The following is a 16,238-nucleotide window of genomic DNA, read 5'->3' on the forward strand; positions in this document are numbered from 1 at the left end:
CCTCGTTCAGGCGAAGGTGCGGCGAAAGCGGCGGTATTCGTCGAGCGCGCGCTCGGAAGGCACCGCCTTCAGCCGCACCTCCTGTCCCGGCAGGCACTGGGCCAGCCGTGAACAGGCCAGCGGCGTGAGGGCCCCGAGCCGGGGATAGCCGCCGATGGTCTGACGATCGTTGAGCAGGGCGATGGGCTGACCGTCGGGTGGAACCTGCACGGCACCCAGGCCAATACCCTCGGAGATCATGCTGGTCACCCGGCAATGAAGTGGCGGGCCGGCGAGGCGAACGCCCATGCGATCGGCGCGATCATCGACCCGCCAGGGCATATTGAAGGCCCGATAGAGACTCTCCCCGCTGAACTCCCCCACCTGAGCCCCCGGCAACAGCGACAGCACGGCCGGCTGCCGATAGTCGATCGCTTCCTGGGGAGGAGCTTCTCCAGCCCTCTCGCGACCGCTACCGGCGCGACACGGCGTGACCCGCAGCCGGTCACCCTCGACCAGCCGCTGGCCCTGGCCATCGTGGCCGCCGAGCCCCTCGCGCACCACGCAGGACACGCTGCCGAGCACCGGCGGCGCCGAGAAGCCCCCGGCGACCGCCAGGTAGGCCCTCAGGCCGTTGACCGGCGTATCGAAGGCGAGTCGCTGGCCGGCCTTGATCGCGAGCGACCGCCAGCCGGGAAGCGGCTCGCCATCGAGCGTCGCGCCCAGATCCGCTCCCGCGACGGCCACCGCCAGGTCGCGTTCGGCGACGAGCTCCAGGCCGCCGAAGGTCACCTCCAGGGCCGGCGTACCCCAGGCGTTGCCCACGAGATGGTTGGCCCAGGCCCAGCCGTGCAGGTCCACCGGTCCGCCCTGGGTCACGCCCAGCCGACGCACGCCGCAGCGTCCGGCATCCTGGAGCAGCGCCAGGGGACCCGCGCGCTTGACGAGCAGGCCGTCGACGGCATCGGTCATCGCGACTCCTCCATCGGTTGGGGATCGCCGCCCAGGCGTTCGAACTCGGCTCGCTCGATGGGTACGAAGCGCACCCGATCACCCACCTGCAGCAGGCTGAAGCCCTCGCGGTCGCGATCGAAGAGCACCGCCGGGGTGCGCCCGATCAGGTTCCAGCCCCCCGGGGTGACCGCGGGGTAGGCCGAAGTCTGGCGGCCGGCCACGGCCACGCTGCCCGCCGGCACCCGGCGCCGGGGAGTGTCCAGGCGCGGCGCCTCAAGTCGAGCATCGACGCTGCCCATGAAGGCGAAGCCAGGGGCGAAGCCCAGGGCGAAGACCCGGTAATCGCGCTCGCTGTGGCAGGCGATGACCTCGTCGCGACTCATGCCCGCGAGTTCGGCCAGTCGTCCAAGCTCCGGCCCCACCGAGGCGTCGTACCAGACCGGCAGTTCCTTCACCGGGGCATCCGACGCCTCTTCGTCCGGGGTGAGCCGCGCCAGCAGCTCACTCAGCCGCTGCCGGGCCTCGGCCGGCGAGAGCCGCAGCGGGTCGAAGATCACCAGCAGGGTGGTGTAGGACGGCACCAGGTCGACCAGCCGATCACCGAAGGCCGCCTCGCAGTCTCTCACCAGGGCGGTGAGCCAGGGCATGTTGGCCTCGTCGATGGCATCGAACAGGCGCACCATCCAGCCATCGAGCCCGGCGGGCTCGAGGCGCGGCAGCCCCTTCGGAAACGTACCGCTCACGAGGCGCTCGCCGGGCTATCGAGGGCCTCGCGGATCGCCTGGATGGCGGCGATCGACTCGGCGTTGTCGCCGTGCACGCAGAGGGTGTCGGCGGCCAGCACCAGGCGGCTGCCGTCACTTGCCGTCAGCGGCTCGCCACCGGCGATGCGCCGTGCCTGATCGACGATCACCTCGGGGTCGTGATGCACCGCGCCGAGCTCGCGCCGTGAGACCAGCCGCCCCTCGCCATCGTAGGCGCGATCGGCGAAAGCCTCGAACCACAGGGTCACGCCGTGGCGCTCGGCCAGCTCGCGCGCTGCGGAAGGATCACGGGTGGCCATCGCCATCAGCGGCAGACGGGCATCGAAGGCCGTGAGCGCGCGCATCACTGCCTCGAGGATGTCGGGATCGCGCATCATGTCGTTGTAGAGCGCGCCGTGGGGCTTCACGTAGCCGACCTCCAGGCCCTCGGCCCGACAGACCCCGGCCAGGGCGCCGACCTGGTAGAGCACCAGGTTCTCGATCTCCTCGGCCGAGCAGGCCATCGAACGCCGGCCGAAGCCGACCATGTCCGGATAGGCCGGGTGGGCGCCGACGGTGACGCCGTGACGCTTGGCGAGCCGCACGGTCATGCGGATCACGTCGGGGTCGGAGGCATGGAAACCGCAGGCGACGTTGGCCAGGTCCACGTGGGGCATGACCTCGTGGTCCAGTCCCATGACCCAGGGACCGAAGCTCTCGCCCATATCGGCATTGAGCAGCAGGCGTTTCATGCTCCATCTCCTAGAAACCTGAATTCATCGAGAATTTATCAACGTTTTATCGATAACACATCGTTCTTTAGTCTACATATCGTTGACTCGACCTCCCTCGCCTCCCTAATCTGCCGTCCAAACACCCGCTAGACTGGTTCGAGACGATTCGCCCGCGGCGTCCTGCGACGCCGCCCGCCGTCCCGCAACAATCACAAGCATCCGAAACGAGGTACCGCCCATGACTGCCCGCTTCCCTCTCCTGTCTCTGACCTCGGCCGCCGCCATTGGTCTCAGCCTAGCCACCCTGGGCGGCACCGCCCAGGCGGCGACCGAGTGGAACATGCCCACGCCGTATGGCGACATGACCTTCCATACCGTCAACATCCGCGAGTTCGCCGATGACGTACGCGAGGCCACCGATGGCGAGCTGGACATCACCGTGCACTCCAACGGTTCGCTGATCGGCCATGCCGAGATCAAGAACTCGGTGCGGCGCGGCATCGTGCCCATCGGCGAGCTGATCATGTCGCGCCTGGCCAACGAGAATCCGATCTTCGAGGTCGACTCCGTGCCCTACCTGGCGTCGAGCTACGAGGATGCCGAGACCCTCTGGGAGGCCTCCCGGGAGGTCATCGCCGAGGAGCTCGCCGAGCAACGGCTGCGCCTGCTGTTCGCCGTGCCCTGGCCGCCCCAGGGCATCTACACCCAGCAGTCGGTGGAGGGGCCCGACGACCTCAAGAACCTGAGCATGCGCGCCTACAACACCGCCAGCGAGCGCTTCGCCCAGCTGGTCGGCGCCGTGCCGACCCAGGTCGAGGTACCGGACATTCCCACCGCCTTCAGCACCGGGCGCGTCGGCGCCATGATCACCTCGCCGGCCACCGGCGCCGATACCAAGGCCTGGGACTACCTGAGCCACTTCAACCATGCCCAGCTGTGGCTGCCGAAGAACATGGTGATCGTCAGCGAGAAGGCCTTCTCGCGTCTCGACGAGGCCACCCGCCAGGCCGTGCTCGAGGCGGCCGACGCGGCCGAGACCCGCGGCTGGGAGATGAGCCGCCAGGAGACCGACGACGCCCTCGCGGTGCTCAAGGAGAACGGCATCGAGGTCAGCGAGCCGACCCCGGAACTCGCCACTCTGCTCGAGGAGGTCGGCGCGACCATGACCGAGGAATGGGCCGGCCGCGCCGGTGATCAGGGCGCCGCCATCCTCGAGGCCTACGAGGCCGCTCGCGACTGATTCCGCCCTCCCTGCAGGGCTATTGCAGTTACGAAAGCCGAGGGGCGCTGGGGGCGAGCCGACGAGGAGGTCCTACGCCAGGGATGGCGTCGGTAGCGCCCAAGGAAGGGTTCACAGCGCCTCCTCAAAGGCTTGCCCCCAGATCAGCCCCGAGCGACGGAAGCTATCTGCGATAGCCCTACCCCTCCCTGCCGGGGTCTCACGCCCCGGCAGCTGTCTCTGGACCCAGCCATGACCTATCGCCTCAGACCCCTCTATCAGCTAGGCGGCTACCTGGCCGCCCTGTGCCTGTGCCTGATCTGTACGCTGATCACCGCCCAGATCCTCGGCCGCATCGTCGACCGTATCGCCACCGCGCTCGGCGGCGATCGCATCGGCCTGGCGATTCCCGGCCTCGCCGAGATCTCCGGCTTCCTGCTGGTCGGCGCCAGCTTCCTCGGGCTCGCCTACACCTTCGTGCACGGCGGCCATATCCGCGTGACGCTGCTGGTCGGGCGCCTCTCGCCGGCCCCACGCGCCTTCGTCGAGGTCTTATGCCTGAGCATCGCGCTGATCCTCGGCCTCTACCTCGGCTGGTATCTCTACTGGCTGCTGGCCGACAGCATCGCCTTCAACGAGACCTCCTACGGCCTGCTGCGCATCCCGCTGTGGATTCCCCAGTCGGCGATGCTCGCCGGCGTGGTGCTGTTCTGCCTGGCGCTCGCCGAGGCCTGGTGGGCGACCTTGGTGATCGCCGTGACCCGGCCCGCCACCTTTACCATCGACGACAGCGGCCAAGAATAAGCCCCGGAGACACACCATGCTCGTGATGATGACGGTCCTCTTCGTCACCCTGATGCTGCTACTCGGCAGCGGCGTCTGGGTGGCCTTCTCGCTGCTGGGGCTGGGGTGGCTCGGTCTCTCGCAGTTCACCTCGGTGCCCACCGGCGACGTGCTCGCCTCCAACGTCTGGGGCGAAAGCTACAGTTGGGAGCTCACGGCCCTGCCGATGTTCATCTGGATGGGCGAGATCCTGTTCCGCTCGCGGCTCGCCGACGACATGTTCACCGGCCTCTCCCCCTGGATGCAGCGCATCCCGGGCCGCCTGCTGCACACCAACGTGGTGGGGTGCGGGCTGTTCGCCGCCGTATCCGGCTCCTCGGCGGCCACCTGCGCCACCATGGGCAAGATGACTATTCCCGAGCTCACCCGCCGCGGCTATGACGAGCAGCTGGTGATCGGCACCCTGGCGGGCTCGGCGACCCTGGGGCTGTTGATTCCGCCGTCGATCATCCTGATCGTCTATGGCGTTGCCACCGACCAGTCGATCGCGCGGCTGTTCATGGCCGGCATCTTTCCGGGCCTGCTGCTGATCTCGCTGTTCGCCGGCTACCTGATGCTCTGGTCCTGGCGCTTCCCGGACAAGGTCCCCCCCGCCGAGACCGGCCTACCGCTGGGCGAGAAGCTGCGCCGGGCGCGCCGACTGATCCCTTTGCTGGCACTGATCGTCGGGGTCATCGGCTCGATCTACGCGGGGCTCGCCTCACCCACCGAGGCGGCGGCCGTGGGGGTGGTGCTCTCGCTGCTGCTGGCCCGTGTCCAGGGCAGCATGGACGGAGCGGTGTTCCGCGATGCCCTGCTCGGCGCGGTGCGCACCTCGACGATGATCGCTTTCATCCTCGCCGGCGCCGCCTTTCTCACCGCGGCCATGGGCTTCACCGGCCTGCCCCGCGAGCTCGCCGCCTGGATCGGCACCCTGGGGCTCTCGCCCGTCATGCTGCTGGCGGCCCTGACGCTGTTCTTCATCCTGCTGGGCTGTTTCCTCGACGGTATCTCGGTGGTGGTGCTGACCACGTCCATCATGCTGCCGATGGTCGAGGCCGCCGGCATCGACCTGATCTGGTTCGGCATCTACCTGGTGGTCGTGGTGGAGATGTCGCAGATCACCCCGCCGGTGGGCTTCAACCTCTTCGTGCTGCAGGGCATGACGGGGCGCAACATCCTGTCGATCGCGTGGGCCGCCATGCCGTTCTTCTTCCTGATGATGCTCGGCGTGGTGCTGATCAGCGTCTTCCCCGGCATCGTGACCTGGCTGCCCCAGGCCATGGGCAACTGACCTCAAACGCTTGGACTCATCGACAAGGAGCAGCACATGACGCGTGAACGGATATCCCGCGGCCCCATCGTCTCCTCGGAGCACCTGTCGCGCAGCAGCCAGGAACTCTCGGAATTCGAGTTCGGCCTGATCATCGCCGGGCATGCCTTCGACCGCTGGATGGTGCGCTGCATGACGGCCAGCGGCTATCCGGAGCTCGGCGCCCTGGACGTGCTGGTGCTGCATAGCGTCAACCACCGGGAGCGCGCCAAGCGCCAGGCGGACATCTGCCTGGTGCTCAACGTCGAGGATACCCACACGGTGACCTATGCCCTGAAGAAGCTGGGGCGCCTGGGGCTGGTGGCCGGCGAGAAGCAGGGCAAGGAGAGCCTGTTTCGCACCACGGAGCTTGGCCGCGAGGCCTGCAGCCGCTACGCCGAGATCCGCGAGGCCTGCCTGGTCGACTCGCTCTCCTCCATGGGCATCGAGCGCGAGGAGATGAGCCGCCTGGCGGGCCTGCTGCGGGCCATGTCCGGGCTCTACGACCAGGCCGCGCGCTCCGCCGCCTCGCTCTAGGCGAGCCCCCTCCGGGTTTCGCGCAGCGGCGGTCAGGGTTCCGGGTCGGCCGCGACGCTGGATTCACCAACATTAAGGCGCTGGTGGCCGGAATAGAGCCGCCGGGCCCGCCACAAACTGAACATGAAGAGCAGGAAGCTGGTGGTCATCGACGCCGAAAGCGACAGGGCGAAGACCAGCATGCCCGGCAGATGGCCCACGCACAGATAGCTGACGACGCAAAAGGCGAGCAGGCTCAGCATGCCCCGCTGGGTCATGCTGACGGTCATGCGGGCCACCTCGACCCCGTAGCGCTCGGAGAGCGCCCAGGCGATGGTCAGGATACCGACCGGAAAGCCGAGGATGACGCCGGAGAGGGCCGGCCCTGAGCGTGCGGCCAGCGTCGTCGCCAGGCTCACCAGCGTCCCCGCCAGGAGCCCGCGCAGCAGCAGGTCGAACCAGCCGGCACTGGCCACCACCACCGCCTGGCCCAGCCTCAGTCGGCGGTTGATCCCTTCCGCCAGCGCCAGCACCGCTAGGAAGGCGACGACCACGCCAACGAGCTCGCCCGGCAACCGGGTGAACAGCAGCGCGCCGGGCACCCAGAGCAGGCTTGAGAGCGCCAGGCTATGAAGGGACGAGCGCCGTGCTGCGCTCACCACGAAGCACACCGTGAAGAGCAGCGTCGCCACCAGCGCCTGCAGGGTCGAGAGCACGGCCTGCTGCACGAAGTCCGCCGACTGTTCGCGCAGCATGAAGAAGTAGCCGGGCCCGAGAATCACCGGGGTGCCGGCGAGGATGCCGCCGAGCCTGGGACCCAGGCGGCCCACCGACAGCGCGACGAACATCACGATGCCAGCCGTCGCCAGCAGCTTGATCAGCAACAGCTGGATCATAGGCGTCGACCCACCTCCCTGTGCGACGAGAAACCCGGTAAACCCTTAGCCTACTGGCTTTCGCGCGCCGCCGACAGCTCGGCCGCCTGGCGAGGATTGCGCGGATAGAAACGCTCGGGCTGGCGTTCGATATGGGCGAAGAAGCGGGTGTCCTTGTAGGGCATCTTCATGAAGCCCGAGACCCCGAGCCCCTCGATCAGCCCCACCGCATCGAGGATGTCCTCGAGCCGGCGACGAAACTCCGCTTCCCGGGAGGGGTCGAGCAGCCGGTAGTGGCTATGGATCTTCAGGTGCTCGGGCAACGCCTCGAAGATGATCATGCCGGTATGGTGGATATCGTTGAGCGCCTCCAGCGAGGTGATGATCGCCTCGGGCAGCACCAGGAACTCCTCGGGATCCGGGCCGTCCTCGAAGTAGCTGTGCAGGCGCGAGCGGTTCTCGAGCTCCGGCACCGCGCTGACCTCGTAGTGCAGCCGCATGCCGGGGGTGAGCACGAAGGGCCGATCGACGCTCTCGCGCTCCAGGTGCAGGGTGTCGCGGGCATTGAACAGGCAGCTCTTGAAGATCCCGCGGCGATGGATCGCCCGGGCGAGCGTCACCATGTTGTTGACCGCGGCGATGAAGGCCGGCTTGAGGTCGGGGTCGTGCAGGTTGAGCGAGGTGTCGATGTAGACGCCTTCGGCCTCCCAGCGCACCGCCAGCCCGCCGACCACCGGATAGCGGCCCAGCCGGCTGACCGCGGCCAGGAAGGCCTTCTCGGTCTCGCCCATGTTCTGCATGAAGTTCTTGTAATAGCGATCGAGCTGGACGTCGTTGACGTCGTTAAGTGTCTCGCGACCGCCCTCCTCGCGCAGGAAGGACTTGCGCGAGCTGTAGACGACGGTATCGATCTCGCGTCCGGCGGGACGGCTCCAGACCGGCACCAGCGGCGCCTCCTGGGGCGTGGGCAGGTCGAGCATCACCAGCCGACCCAGGCGCGGCATCTCACGGATGAAATGATCGCCGGCGCGCCGGCGCGTGCGCGGGTCGGGATCGAGCATGCCGTCGAGCATGCGTGCGAACTCCATGGGCAGGCCAAGCGAGGTGGCCGGAATGGCCCGATGGCCGAAGCGGCAGGACTGCGCCGAGGCCAGCGCATAGAGGGTGGCGGCTGCGCCCTGTTCGTCGAAGCGCGGCGAGGAGAGCGCGCCGTTCAACTGCTCCTCGCCGATGAAATAGACATCGCCCAGGCGGGCGTTGGTCTGCTGCAGGTTGTCCGACATCAGCTCCATGACGTTGGTCGCCACGAACTGCTGGTTGGCATCGAGCTGGGCGAACACCGAGGAGCCCCAGTCGATCAGCGCGATGGTCTCGTTTGATGCGTCGAAGACCAGGTTGGAGGGCTTGATGTCGCCGTGCACCACCGGCTTGCCGGCGGGCCCCGATTCCCGGCGCAGGGCGCGCAGGATATCGGCCAGCTGGTCAGCGATGCGCACCACCAGGCGCGGCGAGAGCCGCCCCCGCTGCAGCGAGACCTCCTCGAGGTTGAAGCCCGGGGCCCGCTGCATCACCAGGATCGACTGGCGGCGGACCCGCTGGAAGACGATCAGCTTCGGCACCCGCGGGTGGTCGACCTGCTCCAGCATGAAGGCCTCCTCCTCGAGGCGGTCCTGCAGGCGCTGGGGCAGGTTGACCCGGGTGAACTTGAAGACGTACTCCTCGCCCACCCCGGTGAAGCCTGCGAACACGAAGCCGTAGGCGCCCTTGCCGATCAGCTCGATGCCCCGGTAGCCCAGCTGCTCCAGCTGGGCCTGGCACAGCGACACCCACGCCTTGAGCTTGCGGGCGTCGTCCTGGCTGAGCAGGTAGATCGACTGCTCTTCCGGGATGTAGAACTGCTGCAGGGACGCCTGGGTCATGACGTGGGATTCCTTGCACACTCCAGCGGATTAGCGTCGGGCCTCCCGTCGGCAAGCCTCCGCGAGGGCGCTGTAAACCCATCCCTGGGCGCTACCTTTGCCATCCTTGGCAAAGGACCCTCGCTACGCCTTGCCCCCGGTCCCCGGCATGGTTGGGAGCTGGAGCATATGTGCTTATCCAAGATGGAGGAGCATCGTCTCCGGGGCTTCAAGATAGCCCTTCCAGGCATTGCAGAAACGCGCGATGGTGCCGCCGTCGATCAGGCGGTGATCCCCCGCCCAGGTGATCGTCATGATCGCCCGCTTGACGACGTTGTCGTCGGCATCGAAGCGCGGCAGCCACTGGGTCTTGCCGATGGCCACGATGGCCACCTCCGGGGCGTTGATGATCGGGGCGGCGTAGGTGCCGCCCAGGGCACCAATATTGGAGATGCTGATCGTGCCCTCCTGCAGGTCCGCGGAGGCCACTCTGCCCTCGCGGGCACCCTCGGTCAGACGCTGGATCTCGCCGGCGATCTGAAGCAGGCTCAAGCGCTCCACGCCCTTGACGTTGGGCACCATCAGGCCGGCCTTGCCGTCCACGGCCATGCCGATGTTGCACGACGGCAGGTAGTGGATCTCGTCGCCCGCCTCGTTGAGCCGGCTGTTGAGGATCGGGAAGTCGCGGATCGAAAGCGCCATCGCCTTCATGAAGAAGGGCATCAGCGTCAGGCGCGCCTCCCGGGCCTGAGCCTCGGGCTTCAAGCGCTCGCGCAGCGCCAGCAGTTCGGTGACGTCGAGCTCTTCGCCGTACTGAAAGTGCGGGATCGTGGAGGCCGAGGCGACCATCTTGCGCGCCATGGCGGCGCGGATGCCGCGCATCGGCTCCACGCGCTCCTCGCCCTCGGAGCCTGCTGAGCGCGCGGGCGCCTGGGGCTTCTCGGCAGCGGGCGACGCCGCAGCGGGAGACGCGTCTACGCTTTCCGTCTCGCCTCGCGACAGGAAGGCCTGGACGTCCTCCTTCAGCACCCGGCCCTGCTTGCCGGACCCCGGCACCTGCTCCAGGCGCAGCCCGTGCTCGCGCAGCAGGCGGCGCACCGCCGGGCTCGCCGGGATCCGCCCGTGGGGACCCTGCCCGCTCGTCTCACGGGACATCTCACCGGGCGCGGCGGCGGGTGCGTTCGTAGCGGCCGCTTGTGGCGTCGCACCCGAGGTCGCGGCGGAAGACTCATGCACGCCGCCGGCTGGCTCGCCATCGGTGGTGTCACCGTCGGCCGGCTCGTAGGCGAACAGCGGCGAGTGCACCTTGGCGATCTCGCCCTTGGGCACGTGGAGCTTCGCCACGCGCCCCGCCTCGGGGGCGGTGATCTCCATCATGGCCTTGTCGGTCATCACGTCGACGACCGGCTGGTCCTCCTCGATGGTTTCCCCCTCGGCGATGCGCCACTCCACCACCTCACACTCGACGATGCCCTCGCCGAGGTCCGGCAGGATGAAGTCCTTGGCAGCGGCGCTGGCGGGCGCGGCCGGGCGTGCGCCCTCCTGCCGATCGGCGGGCGCAGCCTGGCTCTCCGGCTGATCGGTCTTCTGCTCAGGCGCCGATGTATCGACCGATGATGTCTCGGGGGACCCGGCCGACTCGCCCTCGGCCTCGTAGGCGAACAGCGGCGCATGCACCTTGGCGATCTCGCCCTTGGGCACGAAGAGCCGGGAGACCCGGCCCGCCTCGGGGGCGGTAATCTCGACCAGCGCCTTGTCGGTCATCACCTCGACCACCGGCTGGTCCTCCTCGATGACGTCACCCTCCTGGATGCGCCACTCCACCACCTCGCACTCCACGATACCTTCGCCGATATCGGGCAGCTTGAAATCTGTCATCTTGTCTCTCCTGTCCTGGATCCGGTCGTCAGAAATTCACGCTTTCGCGGATGGCCTCGACGATCTTCAGGTGATCCGGCAGATACTCCTTCTCCAGCGTCAGCGGGAAGGGTGTATCCAGGCCGGTCACCCGGGCGATGGGCGATTCCAGGTACAGGAAACAGCGCTCCTGGACGGCCGCGGCGATCTCGCCGGCGAAGCCCCCAGTGCGCGGTGCCTCATGGGTGATCACCAGTCGACCGGTCTTGAAGACCGACTCGGCCAGGGTGTCCTCATCCCAGGGCAAGAGGCTTCTCAGATCGATCACCTCGCAGGAGATGCCGTCCTTCTCGGCCAGCTCCACGGCACGCTCGATCACCTCCATCTGCGCGCCCCAGCCGACCAGGGTCACGTCGGTGCCCTCCTTGGTCACCTCGGCCTCGCCGATGGGCAGCTGGTAGTCCTCTTCCGGAACCTCGCCGACGGAAGCGCGATAGAGACGCTTGGGCTCGAAGAAGATGACCGGATCCGGGTCGCGGATGGCGGCCAGCAGCAGGCCCTTGGCCTGGTAGGGATCGCGCGGTACCACGACCTTGAGACCGGGGGTATGCGCGAAGTAGGCCTCCGGCGACTGGGAGTGATAGAGCCCGCCGGAGATGCCACCGCCGTAGGGCGCACGGATGGTCAGGCCGCCGACGTTGAACAGATCGCCGGAGCGGTAGCGGAACTTGGCGGTCTCGTTGACGATCTGGTCGAAGGCCGGAAAGATATAGTCGGCGAACTGGATCTCGGCAACCGGCACCGAGCCCTGGGCGGCCAGACCGTTGGCGAAGCCGACGATGCCCTGCTCAACAAGAGGCGTGTTGAAGCAGCGCGCGCGGCCGTACTTCTCCTGCAGGTGGCTGGTGGCGCGGAAGACGCCGCCGAAGCTGCCCACGTCCTCGCCGAAGCAGAGCACCTTCTCGTCCTCGCCCATGGCGATGTCCAGGGCGTTGTTGATGGCCTGCAGCATGTTCATGGTCGGCATCTCACTTCTCTCCCTTGGCCGCGGTGTCGTCGCCGGCTCGCACGTCCGGGTCCAGGGCACGCGCCCCCTTGGGATAGGCGTCCGGATACTGGCGGATATGACGCTTCAGCGCGTCGAGCTGACGCTGCAGCTCAGGGGTGACGTCGGCGTAGACATCCGTCACCAGGCTGTCCAGGGGCGGCGGCGGACGTTTCTCGGCCCGCTTCATGGTCTCCAGCACCTCGCGGCGCAGGCTCTCCTGAAGCGCCTTCTCCTCGTCGTCGCTCCACCAGCCGAGGTCGTCCAACCAGCGCTGCATACGCAGGAGGGGATCCTTCTCCCGCCAGGCCTCTTCCTCCTTCTTCGAGCGATAGCCGGAGGGATCGTCCGAGGAGGAGTGGGCGGCCAGGCGATAGCTCATGGCCTCGATCAGCACCGGCTGGTTGTGCTCCACGGCGATCCGGCGCGCCTCTTGGGTGGCCGAGTAGACCGCCAGGATGTCGTTGCCGTCGACGCGGATCACGTGCATGCGATAACCGAAGGCCCGCGGCGCCACGCCGTCGGCGGCGAACTGCTCGATGGAGGGCGTGGAGATCGCATAGCCGTTGTTGCGGCAGAAGAAGATCACCGGCGCCTCGTGGACCGCCGCCATGTTCAGGGCGGCGTGGAAGTCGCCCTCGGAGGCGGCGCCCTCACCGAAGAACACCGCGGTGCACTGGCCGTCGCCGGCTAGCTTCTGGCCGTAGGCGTAGCCGGTGGCCTGGGGAATCTGGGTCGCCAGCGGCGACGAGATGGTCATGTAGTGCAGCTTGCGCGACCCGTAGTGGATCGGCATCTGGCGACCCTTGCCGTAGTCCAGCTCGTTGCCGAACAGCTGGTTCATGAACTCGTCGAAGGTGAAGCCGCGATAGATCAGGGCGCCCTGCTCACGGTACTGGGCCATGATCATGTCGGCGTCGTCCAGCGCCGCCGTGGCGCCGACCACCGCGGCCTCTTCGCCGGTGCACTGCATGTAGAAGGAGAGGCGCCCCTGGCGCTGGGCGGCGAGCATACGCTCGTCGAGCACCCGGGTGGCGACCATGGCGTGGTAGATGGCCAGGGCCCGTGCCTTGTCGAGTTCGGGCGCCTTCGCTCCCTCATACAGGGTGCCGTCCTGCTTGAGCAGGCGGAAGGTCGGAATGCTGAACTCGTCACCGGCCAGGAAGGTCGGCTCGTGAATGTCCGCTGTTGTTGTCATCGTCATGATCCTGTGCCCCTTTTGGGGGCAGTGTTGTCTTTAATGTTCCGGTCCGCCAGGGGGTCGCCCCGGGGCCGGTCAACGCAACAATCTTGACGTTAACGTAAACTGGACGAGTTGGGTAGTCCCCGATCGAGCGCGAGCGCACGAGCCTGGACCGGGTAAGTTGAGGCACCCGAGAGACGCACGACAGAGAAGCGCGCGAGTAAGTGGCTCAGAGGAGTGCGAGGAACGCTCGCGCGGACATAGGCGAACTCAGCGCACGATGGGCGACGGCAACCGGCTGAAGAGGCTATCGACACTGAGAGCCAGCAGGCCGATCAGCAGCGCCCCCTGAATCACATAGGCGGTGTTGCCATTGACGATCCCCGAGATGATCGGGTCGCCCAGGTTGCTCGCCCCCACGGTGGCCCCGATGGCCGCCGTGGCGATATTGATGGTCACCGAGGTACGGATGCCGGCGAGGATCACCGGGGCGGCCAGGGGCAGCTCCACCTGGCGCAGGATCTGGCCGCTGCTCATGCCCATGCCCCGCGCCGCCTCGCGCGCCGACGGGTCGATGCCGAGGATCCCCACCAGGGTGTTGCGCACGATGGGCAGCAGCCCGTAGAGCAGCAGCGCGACGATGATCGGCAGGGTCCCGAACCCCAGCACCGGCACGGCCAGCGCCAGCACTGCCACCGGCGGAAAGGTCTGCCCCATGGACGCCAGCTGGCTGACCAGCGGCAGGAAGTCGCGGCCCCGCGGGCGGGTCACGGCGATGGCGGCGCCGACCCCGATCAGGATCGCCAGCACCGCCGCCGCGCCCACCACCAAGAGATGGCGGCCCAGCAGGCTCAGGAAATCGGCGCGTTCATAGATCACCTGGCGGCTGCCGGGCTCGATGAAGCGGAAGAGCCCCTCCAGCTGCCCCATGCCCAGGGTGGCGGCCAGCAGCAGCGAGAACCAGCACAGCGGCACGATCAGCCGGCGACACTCAGTCATCGCTGCGCACCCCCACCAGGCGGCGCAAGGAGAGCTCGCCCACCGGCAGGTCGTCATCGTCGACCACGGTGAGCCGCTCGGCATGGCGCCACAGCATCAGCGACAACGCCTCGCGCAGGCTGGCCTGCTGGACGATCCGCTCGCGCGCCAGCAGGCGCGGCCCCAGCGGCAGCATCCGCTGGCTGACCGGCAGCAGCGCCGCCTCCTTCAGGCCGCGATCCTCGCCGCCGAGCAGAGACTCGACGAAGTCATCCGTCGGCTCGCGCAGCAGCTCCAGCGGCCGCCCCTGCTGCTTGATCCGCCCCTGGTGCATCACCACCAGGTGATCCGCCAGCCGCAGGGCCTCGTCCATGTCGTGGGTGACGAAAACGATGGTCTTCTGCAGCCGCGACTGCAGTTCGCGCAGCTCCTCCTGCAAGCTCTCGCGGGTCAGCGGGTCCAGGGCACCGAAGGGCTCGTCCATGAGCAGGATTTCGGGGTCCGCCGCCAGCGCCCGGGCGACGCCCACCCGCTGTGCCTGGCCGCCGGAGAGCTGATGGGGATACTTGTCGGCGAACTCCGCCATGGAGAGCCCGAGCAGCGCCATCAGGTCCTCGACCCGCGCCCTGACCTTAGCGGCCGGCCACTTGAGCAGGCGCGGCACCAGTCCGATGTTGCGCGCCACCGTCCAGTGGGGGAAGAGCCCCGTGCTCTGGATCGCGTAGCCCATGCGCCGGCGCAGGTGCTCCTCGCGGAAGTCGCGAATCTGCTGGCCGTCGATATGGATCTCGCCCTCGCTGTGCTCGATCAGGCGGTTGATCATGCGCAGCGTGGTCGACTTGCCGCAGCCCGAGGTGCCGACCAGCACGCAGAGCTCACCGCGCGCCACGCTCAGCGAGATGTCGTCCACCGCGACGGCATCACCGAAGCGCTTGGTGACGTGGATCAGATCGATCATTCGGCCCCTCCCGGGCGTAGCGTGTCGGTCAGTGCCCCCAGCAGGGCGTCGGCGACCAGCGCCAGGACCAGGATGGGCAGCGCGCCCAGCAGCACCAGGTCCATGGCGGCCTGCCCGAGTCCCTGAAAGATGAAGGTGCCAAGGCCGCCGGCGCCGATCAGCGCGGCCACCGCAGTCAGCCCGATGGCCTGCACCGTGGTGATGCGCACGCCCTCGAGGATCACCGGCAGCGCCAGCGGCAGTCGAACCTGGCGAAACACCTGGCCGCGGCTCATGCCCATGCCGCGGGCGGCGTCGATGACGCCGGGGTCCACCGCCTCCAGTGCCACGAAGGTGTTGCGCACCATCGGCAGCAGGCTGTAGCCCACCAGCGCCAGTAGCGCCGGGGCCCAGCCGATACCGCTGACCCCCAGTGCCGCCAGCCACTCGACGTGCGCCGAGAGCCAGGCGAGCGGAGCTAGCAGCAGGCCGAAGAGCGCAATGCTGGGGATGGTCTGCAGGAAATTGAGCACGCCAAAGCCGATCCGCTGGGCGGCCTGCCAGCGGCGCATGGCCAGCGCTGCGGCTACCCCGAGCACAAGACTCACCCCCACCGCGACGCCAACCAGCGCCAGGTGTTCGAGGATGGCGCCGAGGAACTGGTCGCGACGCCCCAGGTATTCCTGCCACAGCGCCAGGGGCGCTAGCCACTGGGTGAGACACCATCCGAGCACGGCCAGCGGCATCACCAGCAGCGCCGCACCGGCCAGGCGCGATATCGCTAGTCGGCTGCGCAGCTCCACCAGCAGCATCAGCAGCAGGAACAGCAGCAGCCAGACGCCGGCGCCGATCCCTAAGCGCGCGCCCACCGCACCGGGATCGACCAGGCGATGCGCCGCCAGGGACAGCCATAGCGGAAGCGTGGCGAGCTGCACCACGACGAGCCCCAGGGCGATGCGCAGGCTCTTCGGCGTCGGCCGCCGGGCCAGCGCCGCTAGCGCCAGCAGGGGCAGCGCCGAGACCAGGACGCCGCCCCAGCCGAGCGACTCCGCCAGGCCATAGGAGGTACCGGGGACGATGCGATTAGGTGCCACGCTCACCGTATCGAGGGCCAGCCAGACCAGCAGGCCGACCAGCGACAGGCTCAGCAGCACGACATTGTGACGGGGGCGCTCGGAAGGCAAGG

Annotated in this window: 15 protein-coding genes; 4 read left to right on the forward strand and 11 right to left on the reverse strand. The window is 68.1% G+C overall.

From position 1 onward, the window contains the following. Nucleotides 1-6: 6 nt before the first annotated feature. From RSO68_RS02080 to RSO68_RS02090, 3 genes are read right to left on the reverse strand one after another with little or no spacing between them, the layout of a single operon-like run. Nucleotides 7-951: a 5-oxoprolinase subunit C family protein gene (locus RSO68_RS02080; RefSeq protein ID WP_315585253.1), complete on the reverse strand. Its 945-nt coding sequence runs from the start codon at nucleotides 949-951 to the stop codon at nucleotides 7-9. After that, nucleotides 948-1,616: a 5-oxoprolinase subunit PxpB gene (gene pxpB, locus RSO68_RS02085; RefSeq protein WP_390882382.1), complete on the reverse strand. Its 669-nt coding sequence runs from the start codon at nucleotides 1,614-1,616 to the stop codon at nucleotides 948-950. Before pxpB ends, RSO68_RS02080 begins: the two co-directional genes overlap by 4 nt. A gap of 56 nt (nucleotides 1,617-1,672) precedes the next feature. Next, the gene (locus RSO68_RS02090) at nucleotides 1,673-2,428 is read right to left on the reverse strand and encodes a 5-oxoprolinase subunit PxpA (protein WP_089851800.1); all 756 of its coding nucleotides are present in this window, start codon (nucleotides 2,426-2,428) and stop codon (nucleotides 1,673-1,675) included. 220 nt (nucleotides 2,429-2,648) lie between these two features. On the opposite strand from RSO68_RS02090, the gene RSO68_RS02095 reads away from it, so the two are divergent. The 4 genes from RSO68_RS02095 (at nucleotide 2,649) to RSO68_RS02110 (ending at nucleotide 6,300) form a co-directional block, all read left to right on the forward strand. Next, nucleotides 2,649-3,650, forward strand: coding sequence for a TRAP transporter substrate-binding protein (locus tag RSO68_RS02095; RefSeq protein WP_315585255.1), 1,002 nt, complete (start codon nucleotides 2,649-2,651; stop codon nucleotides 3,648-3,650). 231 nt (nucleotides 3,651-3,881) lie between these two features. Beyond that, the gene (locus RSO68_RS02100) at nucleotides 3,882-4,433 is read left to right on the forward strand and encodes a TRAP transporter small permease (RefSeq protein ID WP_315585256.1); all 552 of its coding nucleotides are present in this window, start codon (nucleotides 3,882-3,884) and stop codon (nucleotides 4,431-4,433) included. A 16-nt stretch (nucleotides 4,434-4,449) separates the two neighbouring features. Continuing rightward, a complete protein-coding gene (locus RSO68_RS02105; RefSeq protein WP_089851794.1) occupies nucleotides 4,450-5,745 on the forward strand; it encodes a TRAP transporter large permease in 1,296 nt (431 codons plus the stop codon). 36 nt (nucleotides 5,746-5,781) lie between these two features. Beyond that, the gene (locus RSO68_RS02110; RefSeq protein WP_315585257.1) at nucleotides 5,782-6,300 is read left to right on the forward strand and encodes a winged helix DNA-binding protein; all 519 of its coding nucleotides are present in this window, start codon (nucleotides 5,782-5,784) and stop codon (nucleotides 6,298-6,300) included. Between the two features lie 32 nt (nucleotides 6,301-6,332). On the opposite strand, the gene RSO68_RS02115 is transcribed toward RSO68_RS02110, so the two are convergent. The 8 genes from RSO68_RS02115 to RSO68_RS02150 form a co-directional block, all read right to left on the reverse strand. Next, nucleotides 6,333-7,175, reverse strand: coding sequence for a hypothetical protein (locus RSO68_RS02115; protein WP_315585258.1), 843 nt, complete (start codon nucleotides 7,173-7,175; stop codon nucleotides 6,333-6,335). Nucleotides 7,176-7,225: 50 nt separating this feature from the next. Continuing rightward, nucleotides 7,226-9,073 (reverse strand): protein kinase domain-containing protein, encoded by a 1,848-nt coding sequence (locus tag RSO68_RS02120; protein ID WP_315585259.1) that lies wholly within the window; start codon nucleotides 9,071-9,073, stop codon nucleotides 7,226-7,228. A gap of 174 nt (nucleotides 9,074-9,247) precedes the next feature. Continuing rightward, on the reverse strand, nucleotides 9,248-10,930 hold the full coding sequence (locus RSO68_RS02125; RefSeq protein ID WP_315585260.1) for a dihydrolipoyllysine-residue acetyltransferase: 1,683 nt from the start codon (nucleotides 10,928-10,930) through the stop codon (nucleotides 9,248-9,250). A gap of 28 nt (nucleotides 10,931-10,958) precedes the next feature. Continuing rightward, entirely contained in the window at nucleotides 10,959-11,936 is a 978-nt protein-coding gene (locus RSO68_RS02130; RefSeq protein WP_315585261.1) for an alpha-ketoacid dehydrogenase subunit beta, read from the reverse strand. Between the two features lies 1 nt (nucleotide 11,937). Next, nucleotides 11,938-13,158, reverse strand: coding sequence for a thiamine pyrophosphate-dependent dehydrogenase E1 component subunit alpha (locus RSO68_RS02135; RefSeq protein WP_315585262.1), 1,221 nt, complete (start codon nucleotides 13,156-13,158; stop codon nucleotides 11,938-11,940). Between the two features lie 249 nt (nucleotides 13,159-13,407). Beyond that, nucleotides 13,408-14,136: an ABC transporter permease gene (locus RSO68_RS02140; protein WP_315585263.1), complete on the reverse strand. Its 729-nt coding sequence runs from the start codon at nucleotides 14,134-14,136 to the stop codon at nucleotides 13,408-13,410. Beyond that, nucleotides 14,129-15,073 carry an ABC transporter ATP-binding protein gene (locus RSO68_RS02145; protein ID WP_315585264.1) on the reverse strand — a complete coding sequence of 315 codons (945 nt, stop codon included), beginning with the start codon at nucleotides 15,071-15,073 and terminating at the stop codon, nucleotides 14,129-14,131. Before RSO68_RS02145 ends, RSO68_RS02140 begins: the two co-directional genes overlap by 8 nt. Beyond that, nucleotides 15,070-16,236, reverse strand: a complete 1,167-nt coding sequence (locus RSO68_RS02150; protein WP_315585265.1) for an ABC transporter permease — start codon at nucleotides 16,234-16,236, stop codon at nucleotides 15,070-15,072. Before RSO68_RS02150 ends, RSO68_RS02145 begins: the two co-directional genes overlap by 4 nt. Nucleotides 16,237-16,238: the final 2 nt, after the last annotated feature.

Origin of the sequence: Halomonas saccharevitans, from assembly GCF_032333995.1 — a bacterium.
In the GTDB taxonomy this organism is placed as follows: domain Bacteria; phylum Pseudomonadota; class Gammaproteobacteria; order Pseudomonadales; family Halomonadaceae; genus Halomonas; species Halomonas saccharevitans.

Coding starts and splice junctions, on each gene's coding strand:
- RSO68_RS02080 (WP_315585253.1), bottom strand. CDS start 951: ATGACCGATGCCGTCGACGGCCTGCTCGTCAAGCGCGCGGGTCCCCTG.
- pxpB (WP_390882382.1), bottom strand. CDS start 1,616: ATGGTGCGCCTGTTCGATGCCATCGACGAGGCCAACATGCCCTGGCTC.
- RSO68_RS02090 (WP_089851800.1), bottom strand. CDS start 2,428: ATGAAACGCCTGCTGCTCAATGCCGATATGGGCGAGAGCTTCGGTCCC.
- RSO68_RS02095 (WP_315585255.1), top strand. CDS start 2,649: ATGACTGCCCGCTTCCCTCTCCTGTCTCTGACCTCGGCCGCCGCCATT.
- RSO68_RS02100 (WP_315585256.1), top strand. CDS start 3,882: ATGACCTATCGCCTCAGACCCCTCTATCAGCTAGGCGGCTACCTGGCC.
- RSO68_RS02105 (WP_089851794.1), top strand. CDS start 4,450: ATGCTCGTGATGATGACGGTCCTCTTCGTCACCCTGATGCTGCTACTC.
- RSO68_RS02110 (WP_315585257.1), top strand. CDS start 5,782: ATGACGCGTGAACGGATATCCCGCGGCCCCATCGTCTCCTCGGAGCAC.
- RSO68_RS02115 (WP_315585258.1), bottom strand. CDS start 7,175: ATGATCCAGCTGTTGCTGATCAAGCTGCTGGCGACGGCTGGCATCGTG.
- RSO68_RS02120 (WP_315585259.1), bottom strand. CDS start 9,073: ATGACCCAGGCGTCCCTGCAGCAGTTCTACATCCCGGAAGAGCAGTCG.
- RSO68_RS02125 (WP_315585260.1), bottom strand. CDS start 10,930: ATGACAGATTTCAAGCTGCCCGATATCGGCGAAGGTATCGTGGAGTGC.
- RSO68_RS02130 (WP_315585261.1), bottom strand. CDS start 11,936: ATGCCGACCATGAACATGCTGCAGGCCATCAACAACGCCCTGGACATC.
- RSO68_RS02135 (WP_315585262.1), bottom strand. CDS start 13,158: ATGACGATGACAACAACAGCGGACATTCACGAGCCGACCTTCCTGGCC.
- RSO68_RS02140 (WP_315585263.1), bottom strand. CDS start 14,136: ATGACTGAGTGTCGCCGGCTGATCGTGCCGCTGTGCTGGTTCTCGCTG.
- RSO68_RS02145 (WP_315585264.1), bottom strand. CDS start 15,073: ATGATCGATCTGATCCACGTCACCAAGCGCTTCGGTGATGCCGTCGCG.